General features: G+C 64.0%; 16 protein-coding genes. 6 read left to right on the forward strand and 10 right to left on the reverse strand.

Annotation, left to right across the window (positions count from 1 at the left end):
- Positions 1 to 96: 96 nt before the first annotated feature.
- The 7 genes from ACQ5BL_RS05815 to ACQ5BL_RS05845 all read right to left on the reverse strand — a co-directional run bounded on the left by ACQ5BL_RS05815 (position 97) and on the right by ACQ5BL_RS05845 (position 7,432).
- Complete coding sequence (locus ACQ5BL_RS05815; RefSeq protein WP_243804735.1) at positions 97 to 1,440, reverse strand: APC family permease; 1,344 nt, start codon at positions 1,438 to 1,440, stop codon at positions 97 to 99.
- Positions 1,441 to 1,693: 253 nt separating this feature from the next.
- On the reverse strand, positions 1,694 to 2,437 hold the full coding sequence (locus tag ACQ5BL_RS05820; protein WP_243804734.1) for an N-formylglutamate amidohydrolase: 744 nt from the start codon (positions 2,435 to 2,437) through the stop codon (positions 1,694 to 1,696).
- Positions 2,421 to 3,764 carry a glutamine synthetase family protein gene (locus tag ACQ5BL_RS05825; protein ID WP_243804733.1) on the reverse strand — a complete coding sequence of 448 codons (1,344 nt, stop codon included), beginning with the start codon at positions 3,762 to 3,764 and terminating at the stop codon, positions 2,421 to 2,423. Before ACQ5BL_RS05825 ends, ACQ5BL_RS05820 begins: the two co-directional genes overlap by 17 nt.
- A 15-nt stretch (positions 3,765 to 3,779) precedes the next feature.
- On the reverse strand, positions 3,780 to 4,421 hold the full coding sequence (locus tag ACQ5BL_RS05830; RefSeq protein ID WP_207883351.1) for an isochorismatase family cysteine hydrolase: 642 nt from the start codon (positions 4,419 to 4,421) through the stop codon (positions 3,780 to 3,782).
- Between the two features lie 2 nt (positions 4,422 to 4,423).
- The gene (locus ACQ5BL_RS05835; RefSeq protein ID WP_207883353.1) at positions 4,424 to 5,281 is read right to left on the reverse strand and encodes a MurR/RpiR family transcriptional regulator; all 858 of its coding nucleotides are present in this window, start codon (positions 5,279 to 5,281) and stop codon (positions 4,424 to 4,426) included.
- Between the two features lie 196 nt (positions 5,282 to 5,477).
- Entirely contained in the window at positions 5,478 to 6,398 is a 921-nt protein-coding gene (locus tag ACQ5BL_RS05840) for a M14 family metallopeptidase (RefSeq protein ID WP_243804732.1), read from the reverse strand.
- Positions 6,399 to 6,448: 50 nt separating this feature from the next.
- A complete protein-coding gene (locus ACQ5BL_RS05845; protein ID WP_243804731.1) occupies positions 6,449 to 7,432 on the reverse strand; it encodes an AraC family transcriptional regulator in 984 nt (327 codons plus the stop codon).
- A gap of 292 nt (positions 7,433 to 7,724) precedes the next feature.
- On the opposite strand from ACQ5BL_RS05845, the gene ACQ5BL_RS05850 reads away from it, so the two are divergent.
- The 6 genes from ACQ5BL_RS05850 to ACQ5BL_RS05875 all read left to right on the forward strand — a co-directional run bounded on the left by ACQ5BL_RS05850 (position 7,725) and on the right by ACQ5BL_RS05875 (position 13,558).
- Positions 7,725 to 8,501, forward strand: a complete 777-nt coding sequence (locus ACQ5BL_RS05850) for a transporter (protein ID WP_430292876.1) — start codon at positions 7,725 to 7,727, stop codon at positions 8,499 to 8,501.
- A 132-nt stretch (positions 8,502 to 8,633) separates the two neighbouring features.
- Complete coding sequence (locus ACQ5BL_RS05855) at positions 8,634 to 9,920, forward strand: OmpP1/FadL family transporter (protein WP_279577188.1); 1,287 nt, start codon at positions 8,634 to 8,636, stop codon at positions 9,918 to 9,920.
- A gap of 87 nt (positions 9,921 to 10,007) precedes the next feature.
- Entirely contained in the window at positions 10,008 to 10,328 is a 321-nt protein-coding gene (locus ACQ5BL_RS05860; protein ID WP_207883363.1) for a hypothetical protein, read from the forward strand.
- A gap of 113 nt (positions 10,329 to 10,441) precedes the next feature.
- The gene (locus ACQ5BL_RS05865) at positions 10,442 to 11,116 is read left to right on the forward strand and encodes a DUF3313 domain-containing protein (RefSeq protein WP_243804729.1); all 675 of its coding nucleotides are present in this window, start codon (positions 10,442 to 10,444) and stop codon (positions 11,114 to 11,116) included.
- 116 nt (positions 11,117 to 11,232) lie between these two features.
- The gene (locus tag ACQ5BL_RS05870) at positions 11,233 to 12,843 is read left to right on the forward strand and encodes a DUF1254 domain-containing protein (RefSeq protein ID WP_243804728.1); all 1,611 of its coding nucleotides are present in this window, start codon (positions 11,233 to 11,235) and stop codon (positions 12,841 to 12,843) included.
- Positions 12,844 to 12,946: 103 nt separating this feature from the next.
- Entirely contained in the window at positions 12,947 to 13,558 is a 612-nt protein-coding gene (locus ACQ5BL_RS05875) for a hypothetical protein (protein WP_430292856.1), read from the forward strand.
- Between the two features lie 129 nt (positions 13,559 to 13,687).
- Here ACQ5BL_RS05875 and ACQ5BL_RS05880 read toward each other — a convergent pair whose 3' ends face one another.
- From ACQ5BL_RS05880 to ACQ5BL_RS05890, 3 genes are read right to left on the reverse strand one after another with little or no spacing between them, the layout of a single operon-like run.
- Complete coding sequence (locus ACQ5BL_RS05880) at positions 13,688 to 14,743, reverse strand: ABC transporter ATP-binding protein (protein ID WP_207883369.1); 1,056 nt, start codon at positions 14,741 to 14,743, stop codon at positions 13,688 to 13,690.
- 14 nt (positions 14,744 to 14,757) lie between these two features.
- On the reverse strand, positions 14,758 to 15,603 hold the full coding sequence (locus ACQ5BL_RS05885) for an ABC transporter permease (RefSeq protein ID WP_243804726.1): 846 nt from the start codon (positions 15,601 to 15,603) through the stop codon (positions 14,758 to 14,760).
- Complete coding sequence (locus tag ACQ5BL_RS05890; RefSeq protein ID WP_243434462.1) at positions 15,600 to 16,508, reverse strand: ABC transporter permease; 909 nt, start codon at positions 16,506 to 16,508, stop codon at positions 15,600 to 15,602. Before ACQ5BL_RS05890 ends, ACQ5BL_RS05885 begins: the two co-directional genes overlap by 4 nt.
- Positions 16,509 to 16,567: the final 59 nt, after the last annotated feature.

The raw sequence follows: 16,567 nt of genomic DNA on the forward strand, positions 1-16,567 counted from the left end.
TGGTTAAACGGAAAGGGCTGCCGGACGCGGTGTCCGGCAGCCCTTGCCTTTATGGGGTACCGCTCTGTGGTCTGTCAAAGACCGCCGCAGGTTCGATCAGATCTCGCGGGCCAGCTCGGCGCCATTGCCACGGCGGTTCAGCACGACGAGATAGACCAGGCCGAGAGCGATCCAGCCGAGCCCCAGCGACTGGGCTTCGACGCTCATGCTTACCAGCACGTAGGCGATGATCACCAGGCCGATCAGCGGGAAGACCAGGTGCTTGAACACCTGCCCAGTCTTCTGGCGGATGAAGTAGTGGTTGATCACCGCGAGGTGCAGCAGGCAGAAGCCGGTCAGCGCGCCGAAGTTGACCAGCGAGGTGAGCACGTCCGGGGCGTCGAGGAAGTAGATGCCGATGCCCAGGGAGAGCACGCCGACCAGGTACAGGCTGATGTGCGGGGTCTGGTACTTCGGATGCACCTTGGCCAGCACGCGCGGCAGCTTGCCGTCGCGAGCCATGGAGTAGAGCAGGCGGGAGACGGCGGCCTGCGAGGTGATCGACACGGTCACGCCCCAGGCCAGCGCGGTGGACACGGCGGTGAGGGTAGACAGCCAGCTGCCGCCGGCCGCTTCGGCGATTTCATAGAAGGCGGTGTCCGCCGACTTGAAGGTCATGCCGGCGGCCAGGTCGGTGGCCAGCCAGGTCTGCACGATGAAGATGCCGCCCATGACGAACAGCGCGATCAGCGAGGCGCGACCGATCTGCTTCGCCGGGTCGCCTTTGACTTCCTCCGCGAGGGTGGAGATCGCGTCGAAGCCGAGGAAGGACAACACCGCGATGGACACCGCCTTCATCACCAGCCCGAGGTTGAAATGCTCCGGCTGCAGCAGCGGTTCCAGCGTCAGGCGACCGTTGCCCAGCCCGCCTTCCAGCGCGTGGTAACCCACAGCGAGGAAGATCGCCAGCACCACCAGTTCGGCGATCAGGAACAGCAGGTTGAAGCGCGCCGCCAGGGTGATGCCGCGCAGGTTGATGAGGGTGGCGGACACCAGGAAGATCAGCATGAACACCAGCTTGGGGATCGCCGGGAACAGGTGGTTCAACGCCAGCGCGCTGAACACGTAGAGCAGCGGCGGGATCAGCAGGTAGTCGAGCAGCAGCACCCAGCCGGCAATGAAGCCGACGTTGGGGTGGATGCCGCGCTGGGCATAGGAGTACACGGAGCCGGCGATGGGGAAGGCGCGGGACATGGCGCCATAGCTGAGCGCGGTGAAGAGCATCGCCACCATGCCCACCAGGTAGGCCATGGGCACCATGCCATGGGCGTCGGCATGGACCCAGCCGTACACGCCGAAGGGGGCGATGGGGATCATGAAGATCATGCCGTAGATCACCAGGTCGCTCAGGGTGAGACTACGGCGGAGCTGTTGCTTGTATCCGAACTGTTCGATGGCCACGGGCAAATCCTCTGGGAACGGCAGCTTTAAGAACCTGTCTGCGATCTGCTGCGCGTCGGCAGAACTGCGTTGAAATCGGTCTCGGGGTGCTCATTTACTGCGTGTAAATTCCGCTCCCTCGACCAATTTCGCCTTGTTCTGCTCTAGCTCGCGAGATCGCAAACAGGCTCTAAGGGTTCGGCGCTCATGCGCTGAATTGTTCTTGTTGTCAGAACCTGCCCGGCCCTCGCACGCAGCGAACCGGGCGGGGTCCTCAGAGCCAGGGAGCCAGGCGTTCCGCCCAGGTCTCCACCCCTTGCGGGGTCCGCAGTCCGTCATTGCGGATTTCGATCAGCACGGCGTCCAGGCCGCGTTCGTCGCCATGTACCGGGACGGTCATGTCCTCCAGTGGGTCGATGACATAGGGTTGGTTCGAGCCGATTTCCTCGCCGCATTGGCGCAGCCCGTCGATGATCCGGTTCGCGTAGCCCTCGGCCTTGCCGAAGAGCACGCCGGCGACCCATGGGCGCGGCTCGCCCCGGTAGCGGGGCGTGAAGCTGTGGACCCCGACGAGGCGTGGTGTGCGTTGCGCCGCGATGCGTCCGTCAAGCAGCTCGGTGAGCTGCCGGTGGAAGGGTTCGAAGAGGCTCGACTCGCGCTCCTGCCGGGCAGCGGCCGACAGGCCCTGGTTGCCGGGGATCGGGTAGATCTCGCTGTGCTCGGGGATGGCATCGGGCGCTGCCAGCGGCCGGTTCAGGTCGATCAGCAGGCGCGAGTAATTGGCCACCAGCAGCGTGGCGTCCAGGCGGGCCGACAGCGCCCGCGCCAGGTCCAGCGCGCCGATGTCCCAGGCGATGTGCTCCTGCGCCGCCTCGTCGTCCAGCCCCAGTTGCCGCAGCGCTTCGGGGATGTAACGGCTGGCGTGCTCGCAGACCAGCAGCACCGGGCTCGTGCCTTGCGGGTTGACGATCTCGAACGGCGGGCGCCGGTAGAGACCGGATTCAGTAGTAGGTTGCATAGGCTTCACACAGTTGTTCTTCGCTGAGGTCGCGAGTCAGGGCCAGTTCCTGGCGCTTCATGGCGAAGTAGGTTTCCAGCAGGGCCGGCGGCAGCTCGTTGCACAGTTCGTCGTCGGCCATCAGCAGGCGCTGGGCTTCGTCGAGGGAGCCGGGCAGGGCCTTGATGCCGAGCCTCTCGCGGTCCGCGGCGCTGAGGCTGTGCGGGTCCACGTCGGTCACCGCCGACAGCGGCAGTTCCTGTTCGATGCCCAGGCGGCCGGCGATCAGCACCGCGGCCATGGCCAGGTGCGGGCTGGCGGTGGCATCCATGGGGCGGAATTCGAGGTTGAACTGGCGCGCTTTCGGCTTGCCGCCGATGTCCACCACCGGGCAGATGCGCAGCGCCGCTTCGCGGTTGCGCAGGCCCAGGCAGGCGTAGGCGGCGCTCCAGTGGTGCGGCTTCAGGCGCAGGTAGGAAACGGCGGTCGGCGCGGTCAGGGCGCAGAGCGCGGGCAGATGACGCAGCACGCCCGCGGCCCAGTGCTCGGCGAGCTTGGACAGGTTGGTGGCGCTGCTCTCGTCATAGAACACCGGCGTGCCATCCAGGCGTTGCAGGCTCAGGTGCAGGTGCACGCCATTGGTCACCGCGCCGGGGGCGAGCAGGGGAGTGAAGCTGCTGCGCCAGCCGAACTGCCGGGCGATCTCGCGGGTGATTTCGCGTACGTTCACCGCGCGGTCCGCCGCCGCAACGCCCTGGGTCGGCCGGCAGGTGACTTCGTACTGGTTGCGGCCGTACTCGGGCAGGAACATTTCCGGCTCCGCGCCAACCTGCTCCAGCGCACTCATCAGCCAGCCGCCGAAGTTGCCGGTCTGCCGCTGGGCCTGCAGGGAGAAAGCGGCAGCGTGCTGGTCCGGCAGGCCGAGCAGGTTGAATTCGTGTTCGAAGGCGGCGGTGACCTGCAGGTCGAGCTGGCGGTAGCGGGCAATCTCGTTGCGCAGCAGGGTGCGCGGGCACACCGGCCAGGGCGATCCGTCGGTCAGCACCAGGTCGCCGTGCAGGTAGTCCAACGGCGCCGCCTGCTGGTCGGGACCGCTTTCCAGGCGTACCCGGCTGCCCGGATCGGGGAGCAGGCGCAGGTCGCCGTGGCTGCCCCAGGGGTTATCGTCGGCGATGATGTCCTGGGGTGTCAGCGCGCTGTTGGCCGGCACCCAGCCGCAGCCGCTGGCCAGTTGATCGGCGGCTTCCGACTCGGGAAGCGAACGGCCGCGGGTGATGCCGCAGAGGTCGGTGGTGACGAAGCTGGTCAGACGCATTGGCGTGCCGCGATTGTTATTGTTCTGGCTCATGGCGTTCTCCTGGCTTCAGGCCAGTGCGGCGATTCGTGCGAGCACGGTGTCGGTGTCGGCGATCCAGCAGTAGCCCTTGATCGCGTCCAGGCAGGCCTGGTGGCGTTCCGGGGTATGGGTCGCGCAGGCGTCTTCCACCAGGGTGACGAGGTAGCCGCGGTCGGCGGCATCGCGCACCGCCATGTCGACGCACTGGTCGGTGACCACGCCGCAGACGATCAGGTGGCGGGTGTTCAGGTTGCGCAGGACGTAGTCGATGGCGGTGGAGTTGAAGACGCCCGAGGACGTCTTCGGCAGGACGATTTCGTTCTCGGTCGGCGCCAGGGCGTCGATCACCTGGGCGTCGGGGCTACCCTTGGGCAGGTGCATGTCCGACAGCTTGTGGTCCAGCGAGCGGTCGCGGCCGTCGGCGGTCAGGCTTTCGATGATGGTGTGCAGCACTTCGCCGCCCACGCCGCGCATCGCGGCCAGCAGGCGCCGCTGGTTCGGCACCACGGTGGCCTCGACGCGCTCGTAGAAGTAGCGGTGCTTGGTCGGATCGACGTGGGCGTCGCGGCCGGGGATGACCCAGGCATTCTGCATGTCGACGAACAGAATGGCGGTCTGACCCGGCGTGAACGGCAGGTCGCGGGGCGATTGGTGGGGCAGGCTGAACACGGTTATTCCTCCAGGATGTGGCTGCCGAAGGCAGCACGCAGGTGATCGATGCCTTCGAGGCGTTCGTCGAGGTGGCCGTCCATGCGCGCCACCAGGCTGGCAATCAGGGCTTCGACCTGGGCTGTGGCGGGCACCAGGGTGTCGAAGGGCGAGGGCGATTCCACCGGGGCGCTGACGATCAGGTCGGCGAATTCGCGCAGCGGCGAGTCGTACACGTCGGTGAACAGCACCACGCGTGCGCCGCGCGCCTTGGCGACCTTGGTCACGCCCAGCGCCTGCGCCTGGTAGCGGCGGTAGTCGAACACCACCACCAGTCCCTGACGGTCGATGTCATTGAGCTGGTCCGGCAGCGCGGCGCCGTCGTCCAGCAGCAGGCAGCCGCTGCGCAGCATGCGCAGGTGCGCCACCAGGTAACCGGCGAGGAAGCGGCTGAAGCGGCCGCCATGGCAGAACACGCGGGTGCGCGTATCGAGCAGCCAGTCGCCGAGCAGGCGGATGTCGTCGGCCTGGGTCAGCGCCAGGGTGCGCTGGATGCCTTCGCTGGCATCGCTGAGGAAGTTCGACCAGGTGTCGTTGTTGCTCATCCCCTCGCGGCGTCCGGCGAGCAGCGTGCGCGGCGAGCGCAGGCGGTCATCCACTTCGGCCATCAGCGCATTCTGGAAATCGCTGTAGCCGGCGAACCCGAGTTTCTTCACCAGGCGCAGGATGGTCGGGTCGCTCACGCCGGCCTGCCGGGCCAGTCGCGACATCGGCCCCAGGCCCAGGCGCGGGTAGTCGTCGAGCAGGGCGCGCAGCACCTTGCGCTCGGCTTTGGTGAGGTCCACTTCGGGGGAATTCAGGCGGTCTTTGAGTGTGAGCATGGTGGCGTCCCTTGGCGTGCTCTATTTGTATAATGCACTTCATAAATTGGCAATACGTTATTTTTGTAGTGTTCACTACATTGCGATGGAAGCGTTCTGCATGCCGGATGAGCCGGCCGTTTCGCGGTTGGCGATGGGATGGGCGTAGCGGCGTACAACGCGAACGGTTGTACGCCCTACGAAGGCTGGCGTGGCCTCAGGCGTGGGCCAGGGCGTAATCCAGTGCCGCGCAGACTGCGACTATCTGTGCCTCATTGCACCGCTGGGGGCTGGTGCGCGGGCTGTCCGGGTAGACCTCGGTGGTGGTGGTGTAGCGCGCGCCGGTGATGGAGGCGCACAGCCCGTACTCCACCAGGGGGTATTCGATCACGCCACGTGCGACCACCGGCGAGCCGATGATCTCGCCCTTGTCGTCCGGCGGCGCGATGTGGGTCACCCGCTCGACCGCGGCGATAATGGCCTGTTGAAACGCCGGTTGCGGGTTCTCGCGGTCATCCACCAGGTAGAAGCCATCCGGAACCCGTTCCGGCTCGTGCACCTTGCCGTCACGCGCGGCCAGCGCCGGGACGAACTCGCTGGCATCGCTGTCGGTGGTCTCGTGCAGGTCGATGTGCAGCAGGAACTGGCCGCGCAGCGGGGCCAGCAGTTCGATCAATGCGGTGGACTCGCGGGCGGGGCCATCGGCGCGGAAGTTTCGGTTAGGGTCGATGGCGTCATGGTTCCAGCGGTTGATGCGCTCGTAGCCCCAGGGGTTCACGCAGGGTGCCACCAGCAGGTTGGCCTTGCCGGCGTACTCGGCGGCGCATTCTTCCAGGAACCCCAGCGCGCCCATCACGCCGCTGGTTTCGTAACCGTGCACACCGCCAGTCACCAGGGCGGCGGGCAGCGCGGCGTTCCAGTCGCGGCTGCGCAGGGCATACAGGGTGTAGGTCTCGCCGGCATAGTCGAGCCGGCCGTAGGCCACTTTGTCGAAACGCTCGGACAGCGCCTCGATGCGCGGCAGCACATCCTCGTCATAACGGCGCTGGCGCGACTGGCGTGCGCGCCATAGGTTGCGCTCGGCTTCGCCCCAGGGTTGGCCGGGGGTTCCCACGGGATAGAAGGCGGCTGTCGTCATCGTGCGCTCACAGGCTGGGGAAACAGGATGGGAATTTATCGGCGGCGTCCTTATCTTGATTTCAATGTGCTTGATGGGCGCTCTCCGAAGACTTTGCGGTAGTCCATCGCGAAATTGCCAAGATTGCAGAACCCGCATTGGGATGCGATTTCCGCCACGGTGGTTCCGGGCGGAGCCCGTAAGAGCATCTCGCGGGCGTGGCGCAGACGTACCTGCTTCACGAAGCCCATTGGCGAGTAACCGCGGCTTTTCCTGAAGGAGTAGAACAAGCTGCGCACGCTGACATTGGTGAGCAGGGCCAGTTGCTCCACCGTGATGGGCTGGTCCCAATGCGCCTCGATATATTCCTCTACCAGCCGGACCGTCTGGGGAGCTATGTCTCGCCGGGCGTTCAGTGCGTGGCTGAAATTGTGGCTACTGGCCTTGAGAAACATGACGATGAGCGCCTGCTCAAGCTCGCTCAGGGCCGTCAGGGGAAGATCGGTCTCGCGCGTTTCTGCCTCGCCAATGAGGAAGCACAGCAATCTCCACCATTGCCGACCGGCCGGCGTATCGAGGTTGAGGGCCGGATCGAAGACGATATCCCCTTTGACTTCTGCGCCAATCAGGCCGGCGAGTTTCCGCTGCACTGCGGAGGCATCGAGCAAGAGTGCAATCTCTTCAATGTTGGGGCTGGTGTGCAGCGAGGTTCGTTCGCCCGGTGATGCGATCAAGGCTCGTCCTTCTTCAAGGCTTACAGTCTTGCCGCGCGTTTCCCCCCAGCCTTCCCCGACAATGGCAATAGGCACTGCGTAATGAGTTGACGCGGCAGTGTAGTAAGTCTGGTCCACTGCCGTTCTGAAGTTTACATACGAGATGCCAATGTCATTGAGTTGACAGTGATTGCCCCTGGCCTTGAAGTTCTTGTGGTCATGGGGAACTGAAAAATGCAGCTCACCGTAAAAAGGTTGGGCCGCGGCTGTCATCTCTTCGATATCGCTGGTCTGGATGACCCTGTATCGATCGAGTGGCTTTCTGTCTGTCTGAGTATTCATCGGCGGTCCCTGCAACTTTGCACTGCACTATTGCACGATTTGGATGGGATTTGCATTTTGCGGGTAGACGGAGGCTTCCCGGGAAAACAATATCTTCTGCCGGTCGATGCGCCGATTTTCAGTAGCGAGTGGAGGTGTTTGGGACTTGCTGTGGAAAGACTGGAGCCTCTTGCTACGCTGAGCTCTGAGCTTGTCAGGCTAAGAGTGGCTCTGAAGGCAGGGAAGCAATGAAGATGGGAGTGCCGAGTTGAAGCTACAAGGAAAGTTGCGAAGCTATCTATTCTTCCTCGCGATCCTGGCCATATACGGTGAGGCTGCTGAAGTTGATGACTCAGCGGAGCTGGCAAAGAAAGCATTAAACCCTGTCGCGGACATGTATAGCCTGCCGGTGCAATACAACTGGGACCAGAAAATGGGACCAACCGGCGAGGGCATGCATAGCGTTACGAATATTCAGCCGGTCCTGCCATTTACACTGAATGACGAGTGGAATCTTATTTCCCGCACTATTCTTCCGGTCATTGACCAGCATGGTTTGGCACCGGGTGGAGTTGCGGACAAATCCGGCGTCGGTGATGTAACGCAGAGCTTCTTCTTTTCTCCGAAGAACCCGACGGAGAGTGGCTGGATACTGGGTGCCGGGCCGGTGCTGTTGATTCCTACTGGCAGCAACGAACTATTGAGTAGTGAGCAGTGGGGGGCCGGTCCGACAGCTGTCGCATTGAAACAATCGAACGGCTGGACGCGTGGCATGCTGGCAAATCACATCTGGGGGATGGACGGAAGTCCGCCGGACGATAAGGACAAGGTCAACCAGACGTACCTGCAACCCTTCTTTTCGTACACCACCAGCACCTATACGACCTACGGCATAAACACCGAGTCCACCTACGATTGGCAGTCTCGTGAATGGTCAGTGCCGGTCAACCTGACCGTTACCCAGTTGTTCAAGATCGACGGGCAGCCGCTTACCGTACAGACAGGGCCGAGATACTGGCTGGATAGCCCCGAAGACGGAGCGCAAGGGTGGGGCTTCCGCGCTGCGGTGACCCTGCTGTTTCCACGTTGAAAGAACCCTGTTGATGACATTGATATCGATGGGGTGAATGGCAAGGGCGGAGACTGCCCTTGCTCAGAGTTTGCAGATTATCGAGCTGGCTCTCATTAAAAGTCCGACAGGTTTTGGACAAGGATAAAAAGAATGAAGTTTGCCTTTGCCCCAGTCCTTGCGGTGGGTTTGTTCGCGTTGCCAGTGTCGGCAATGGCCGGGGGAATCATGCTGTACGAGGTCGGCACCGATAACGTTGGCCTTGCCAACGCCGGTGCCGCCGCCCGGGCCCAGGGGCCCAGCACCCTGGCCAGCAACGTGGCGGGCATGGCGCTGTTGAAAGGCACCCAGATCACCGCCGCCGGGCAGCTGTTGCACAGCAACCTGGAGTTCCATACCGACTCGGACACCAACATCGACGGCGGTAACAGCGGCAATGCGCTGGAGTGGCTGCCGGGCGGGAGTTTCTTCGTCACCCAGGAACTGAACGACGGCTGGTCGGTGGGCTTTGCCGCGTACGGCGACTTCGGTCTCAGCCTCAACTACGACAACGACTGGCAGGGTCGTTACTTCCTGCAGAACGGCACCATTGCCGGCATGACGCTGATGCCTTCGGTGGCCTATCGCATCAACGATCAATGGGCCGTGGGCCTGGGCGTACGTGCCTTCTACGCCGCACTCGACTCGAAGCTGGCGGTGGACAACGATCCCTACGGCGTCCTGGATCGCCCCGATGGGCGCATGAAGTACAAGGACAACGACTGGGCCCTCGGTGGCAACCTCGGGGTGATCTATGAGCCCCGGGAAGGCACCCGGCTGGGCCTGAGCTACACCAGCGAGATCCACGTCAAGTTCGAGGATCGCATGGATCTGGAAGGGTTGGGGCCGGTTGCCACGACCGCGCTGAGCAACCGTGGTGTGCTCGATGCGAACACCCAGCTCGACATGAACGTCCCGCAGACCCTGACGCTGAGTCTCTACCAGCAGCTCGATTCGCAATGGGCCTTGCTGGCGAGCCTCAACTGGCAGGACTGGTCGCGTTTCGGTGAAATCGGGATCGACCTGGACAGCCCCAATCCTCATTCGGCCACCCTGGAAGCGGACTACAAGGACACCTGGCACGCCTCGGTGGGCGCCCAGTACCGCTTCGATCCGCAGTGGCTGTGGAACATGGGCCTGGGCTACGACAGCTCTGCCGTCAGCGACCACAACCGTACCCTGACCGTCCCCATGAGCGACAACTGGCGCCTGGGGACCGGCTTCACCTATTCGCTGGACAAGAATACCGACATCAACTTCAGCTACGAACTGGTGTGGATGGGCGACATGCCTATCGATCAGCAGAAGCCGTTGCCGGCCAATGATCCCAAGCGCGTCTCGGGCGAATTCGACGATGCCTGGATCCAGGCTTTCGCCGCAAGCGCGACCTGGCGCTTCTAGTCACGCTATAGCGGCTCTTGCGTAACCCGTCTCGCCAGGCCCGATTTCAGCGCCGGGCGATCTGTATGCCATTGGAGGGTCAATCCCATGCGTCGCATTCGATTCGCTGCTGTTCTTCTTCCCATCGCCAGTCTGGTTGCTTGCGTTTCCAATGAGCAGTTCCTGGCTTCCAATCAGGATGCGGCCACCAAGGCTGCAACCAGTCGTGCTTCCTTCGACCTCAATTGTCCGAGCGTTACTCCGACAATACTTTCGAACAAGGTCATCGAGACTCGATTTGGTTATGCCCGTACCGAGTACACCATCGGTGTGCGTGGTTGCGGTAAGCAGGCCGTTTACCTGGCCTACTGCCTGGATGCCCATAACTGCAATGCACTGGATGACAGCACTCAAGCACTCGAGATGTAGCGTTCGCGCCTGAATATGCCCGGCATTCATCGAGGCGATTGTTCTTGTTGAATAGGGCTGTGTTTCGTCAGCGATTCCGTGCTTTCCCTATTTCCATAAACAGGATTCAAGAAATGAAATCCAAGCTTATGCTCGTTGCCTTGTGCGCCAGTTCTCTCGTGCTCTCCGGTTGTGCCAGCAAGTATGTCGAGCCGGACCAGTATTCCGGTTTCCTCAAGAACTACAGCATCCTGAAGGAGGAAAAGTCTCCCTCCGGCGCGGACGTGATGCGCTGGGTTGAACCCGGCCTGAACGGCAACAGCTTCACCAGCGTGTACCTCGAGCCCAGCCAGCTCTACCCGCAGCCCCAGGCCACGGAGCAGGTTCCGCAGAGCACGCTGCAGGGGGTTACCCAGTACTACGACCAGGCGCTCAAGCGCGAGGTCTCCCAGGTATTGCCGGTGGTCTCCAAGCCTGGCCAGGGCACCCTGGTCGTGCGTCCGGCGATCACTGCCGTCACCGCCAAGACCGAGGGCCTGAAGCCCTACGAAGTGATCCCGATCGCCCTGATCGTCGCGGGCATCACTACTGCCACCGGGCATCGTGACATGGACACCGACATTGCCACCGAAGCGGCCTTCCTCGATGGCGGCAGCGGCAAGCTGGTGGCCGAGGTCGTGCGCAAGGGCACCGGTACCGAGCTGGAGAACTCCTCCCAGGTGATGACGGCGAAGGATGCCAAGCCGGTCCTGGATGCCTGGGCTTCGGACCTGGCCAAGTCGATCCGGGCGATTCAGAACGTACAGTGAATTCGAGAACGGTCAGCGGACAGTCTCTGAGAAACGAGACTGTCTCCGCTATCGAATTCAGGAACCTGCCATTCAACGGGAACACAGCGATGCAAACCTGCCCAAAGAACACATCCATGCTCACCCACTGCGTGCGCGTCGCCGGTGCGCTGGGGATGTCCTTCGCACTGACCTGCTCGGCGACCGAGCAGGCCGCGATTCCGCCGTCGCTGGTGACGCCGGACCGCGTTGAAACCCGCTTCGGCCCGCTCAATTTCCGCGATGGCGTGCCGGATGCTGAAACGACGGCGAAGCTTTACGAAGAGCACGATTTCAGCCTGGCCTACCGCGCCTTCATGGACAACATGCGCGGCGTCAGCATCGCCTCGTTGCGCAAGGGGATGCAGAGCCTGGGTGTGAAGGACAACGAAGTCCTCATCTTCTCCGAGCTGATGGACTCCAAGTCGCTGTTCCTCACGGCCAACGCCGACACCGTCTACGTCATGGGTTCCATCGACCTGAGCAAGGGCCCGGTGGTGCTGGAAGCGCCGCCCGAGTTGCTGGGGGTGGTGCAGGACGCCTGGTTCCGCTGGGTCATCGACGTAGGCGCGTCGGGGCCGGACCGGGGGCAGGGCGGCAAGTACCTGATCGTGCCGCCGGACTACAAGGGGCCGCTGCCGCAGGGCGGCTTTTTCGTGGCCCATGCCCGCACCAATCACGTCCTCTGGTTCGGCCGTTCCTTCCTCAAGGACCACAGCGATCCGAAACCGGTCGCCGACACGATCCGCCAGTACACCAAGGTCTATCCCTACGAGCCGGGCGGCGTCGGCACCTCGCTGGCCGAGTTCCTGGCCGGCAAGGCCCCGCTCGGACGTCCCGCACCGGTACCGCCCACGGTATTCCACGAGGGCAGCGACAAGTTGGTCAACACCGTGCCGCCGAGCGACTGGACCTTCTTCGAGATGCTCAACCAGATCGTGCAGGAGGAGCCGGCCACCTCGCTGGACCCCGAGCTGATGGGGCCGATTGCCGCGCTGGGTATCGTCAAGGGCAAGCCCTTTGCGCCTGACGCGCGCATGAAGGGCATCATGACCCGAGCGCTGGCGGTGGGTAACGCCACGGCGCGCACGCTGTTCATGAGCCCGCGCGATCCGAGCTGGTTCTACTACCCGAAATCCTCGTGGTTCAACTTCCTGTTCGAGACCGGCTACGAGTTCGAGACGCCGATCCCGATGATCACCAAGGAGGGCGTCAAACCTTTCCCGGCCACCGGCTACCGCACCATGGATGCGCGCACCAACTTCTTCTACGGCATCACCGGCATCACGCCGGCCATGGCCATGCGCCTGCCGGGTGTGGGCTCGCAGTACCTGCTGGCGACCATGGATGGCGACAAGCAGCATTTCGATGGCGGCAAGACCTACAAGGTGACCCTGCCCAAGGGGATTCCCGAGGCGAACTTCTGGTCGCTGACCGCCTACGACAACATGACCCGTTCGATGCTGGAAACGCCGCAGCGCTTCCCGCGTGCCGGCAGCCAGAGCTATCCGTCGCCCGCCGCAGAAGCCGGCGCCGATGGTTCCACCACGGTCTACTTCGCGCCGGAGCAGCCCAAGGGCGTGGCGCGTGGCAACTGGATCCAGACCATGCCGGGCAAGGGCTGGTTCGTCATCCTGCGTCTGTACAGTCCGCTCGAGCCGTTCTTCACCAAGCAGTGGCGTCCGAGCGAAATCGAGTTGGTCAAATAGCCTTCAGCTCTGCAGCACCCTCGGCAATCCCCCGCCAGGACGGCGGCGGGATTGCCTGCTGTCCCAGGAATCCCACCGTACCGAGCCCAAGGAGGGTTCAACCATGCATCTCCTCAAATCTCTGCCGATGATCGGCGCCCTGGCCCTGGCAATCGCCGCTCCGGTGATGGCCGCCGATATTCCGCTGGGCGTGACCGTCGAGTCCGACGAGATCGTGACCAAGGTCATTTCCGTCGATGCCACGGATCGTCGCGTCGTCGTCGAGGGCGTAGCGGGCAAGCCCGTTACCGTCCAGGTCACCGATGTGGCCCAGGACCTTGGGCATCTGAAGGCGGGTGACCACATCGCGGCGCTGGTCGTGCATTCGGCTGCGTTCGATCTGGATACCCAGGTTCAGACCCAGGCGCTGGGTGGTTTCACGGAAGAGGGCATTGCCCTGGCCACGCCGAGCAACCCGCATCCGGGTGGCGATGCCTTCCGCATGGCGCGCGTGCAGCTGAAGATCATCAACATCAACCTGAAGAAGCACGAGCTCACCTTCGAAGGGCCGAATGGCACCAACAAGGTCATCTCCGTGGAGGATCCGAAGCTGCGCAGCAAGATGGGCGCGCTGAAGGTCGGGCAGACGCTCAACGTGACCTACGAGGACACCCTGCAGATCATCACCGCTCACCCGGTAGCGCAGGCTGGGGATTCCACCACCTCCACCAATTGATGCGGTCCCCCGGAGCTCCTGTCGAGTGACAGGAGCTCCGGGGCTGGACCCGACAATGGATAACTGACGGAGTTGATCAAGCGCTTGATGACTTCGGCCGTTTTATAGCTATCGACGGGAGCAGTGGCCTCAGGCGCTGAGTACGCGGCAGGCTTGCTCCGGAATGGTCACCGACACGGCCTGGCCCACGCGCAGGCCGATGTCCTGGCAGGGCGTGCTGAGGGCGGTCAGGGAGACTCCGGAACACTGGACGGTGGTCTCGATGGTCGCGCCGATGTCGCGGATGAAGGTCACGGTTCCGTCCAGGCGATTGGCCGCCGGTGCCTGCGCCGTCGACAGCTGCAGGTCCTCCGGGCGCACCAGCATGCGCACGCTGGCCCCCGGCTGGATGCTGGGGCAATGCGCGGCATGCAATGCCGCGCCGCCAGGCAATTCGACCCGGCCATTGCCCAGCACGGTCGCCGGGAAGATGTTGCCCGAGCCGATGAAATCCGCGACGAAGGCGTTGGCCGGGTTGCGGTAGATCTCGATCGGCGTGCCCACCTGCTGGACGCGGTGTTCACCGAGCACCACCACGACGTCGGCCATGGTCATGGCCTCGCGCTGGTCGTGGGTGACCATGATGGTGGTGATGTTCAGGCGCTGCTGCAGCTGGCGGATCTCCACCTGCATCGACTCGCGCAGCTTGGCGTCCAGCGCCGACAGCGGCTCGTCGAGCAACAGCAGCTTGGGGTGCGAAGCGATGGCGCGGGCGATCGCCACCCGCTGGCGCTGGCCGCCGGACAGCTTGGCCACCGGCCGGTCGACCATCTGCTGCAGCTGGATCATCTGCAGCAGCTCGGCGACGCGCGCCTGCTGCTCGGCCTTGCCGACACCGCGCAGCTTCAGCGGATAGGCGATGTTCTCGCCGACGGTCATGTGCGGGAACAGCGCCAGCGACTGGAACACCATGCCGAAGTTGCGCTGGTGCGCGGGAGTCTGGCTGATGTCTTCGCCGTCCAGGAGGATCTCGCCGCCGCTGAGGCTTTCCAGGCCGGCGATCATGCGCAGCAGCGTGGTCTTGCCGCAGCCCGAGGGGCCGAGGAAGCAGACCAGCTTGCCCTGCGGCAGGTGCAGGTTCACGTCTTTCACGGCGCAGGCGGCGCCGTAGTGCTTCTCGACGTTGTGCAGTTTCAGTCCATTCATTTCTTCACCTCGAATCAGAACGACACGCCACTTTCGCCAACCAGCTTCTCCAGCGCCCAGATGAGGACGAAGTCGATCAGCACGATCAGCACGGCGAACGAGAACACGGTGGGGTCGAGCGAGGACACGGTGCGGCTGTACATCCAGATCGGCACGGTCATCACGTCGATGTTGTAGAGGAAGTAGGTCACGGTGAATTCGTTGAACGAGACGATGAAGGCCAGCAGCATCCCGGCGAGGATGCCCGAGCGCATCAGCGGCACGACCACGTCGACGATGGCGCGCAGCGGCGGGGCGCCGAGCATCTGCGCGGCTTCCTCGACCTCGCTGCCGATGGCGACCATGGCCGCCGTGCAGTTCTTCACTACGAAGGGCAGGGCGAGGATCACGTGGGCAATGACCAGGCGCGAGGTGTCCAGGTGCAGCGGCAGGCTGTCGAACACCAGCAGCAGGGCCAGGCCCAGCACCACCATGGGGAACACCAGCGGCAGCGACATCAGTTGCAGGGCGACGGCCTTGCCGCGGAACTCGCAGCGGGTCAGCGCATAGGCGGCGGGAACCGCGACCAGGGTGGCGAGGACCATCGTCAGGCAGGACACCAGCAGGCTGGTGCTCAGTGCCTTGCCGAGGCTGAGCACGTCGCTGGCGTCGGGCGAGACGAAGGTGTGCCAGGCGGCCTGGTACCACTGCAGGCTGTAGCTGCTGGGCGGGAAGTCGAGGTTCGCCGCGCCGCTGAAGGACATCACGATCATGGTCAGGATCGGCAGCACGGCGAGCAGCAGGATGCCACCGGAGAGCACCAGGGCGAAGCGTCCGGTGTCGCCCGGCAGGGTGGGTTGGCGGCGGGACAGGTTGCTCATTGCGAGGCCTCCAGGATGCGCCGGCGACGGCCGGTGACGACTTCCGACAGGGTCATGATCGCGAGGGTGGTGACGATCAGCACCACGCCGGCGGCGGAGGCGGCCGGCCAGTTCATCAGCGGGGCGATCTGGTCATGCACCATCACCGCGAGCATCGGTACGCGCCGCCCGCCCAGCAGCAGCGGAACCACGAAGCTGCTGGCGTTGTAGGCGAACACCAGGGTGGCGCCGGTGAGAATGCCCGGCAGGCTCATCGGCAGCACCACCTGGCGGAACACCTGGAAGCGGCTGGCGCCGAGGGTCGCAGCGGCCTCCTCGTAGCTGCGCGAGATGCCGCGCATGGCGCTGGCGATGGGCAGCACGGCGAGCGGAAAGGCGGTCTGCACCAGGCCCATGAGCACGCCGTTCTGGTTGTACAGCAGCATCACCGGCCGCTTGATCAGGCCCAGGGCCAGCAGCGCCTTGTTGAGCATGCCCGCCGGGCCGAGGATCACCAGCCAGCCGTAGCTCTGCAGCAGCAGGTTGACCAGGAGTGGCAGCAGCACGGCGGCGAGGAATATCCGCCGCAGCAGGGGCGATTGCAGGCGCGACATGCTGTAGCCGACGGGGATCGCCAGCAGCACGGCGATCAGCGCGCTGACGAAGGCCAGGCGCAGCGTCAGCAACAGCGACTTGAGGTAGTAGGGCTGCAGCAGCTGGGCGTAGCTGGCCAGGCTGAAGCCGGTCCATTCGGCGCCTTTCTCGCCGACGCTCATGCGCACCACCAGCAGGCTGGCGGCGATGAGCACGATGAGGAAGCACAGGGACGGCGTGAGGAACAGCCAGGCCCGCGCCGTGGGTGAAAACGCCCGGGCCGGGCGCAGGGGCGCCACGCCGACCGGGCGGGTCGGATTGCTCGATTGCATAGTACGTTTCTCGTCAGAACGGAGAATGTCCGCATCGCGCGCAGGTGGTTCCGGCCACT

This window comes from Pseudomonas sp. B1-22 (assembly GCF_050474425.1).
Classification (GTDB): domain Bacteria; phylum Pseudomonadota; class Gammaproteobacteria; order Pseudomonadales; family Pseudomonadaceae; genus Pseudomonas.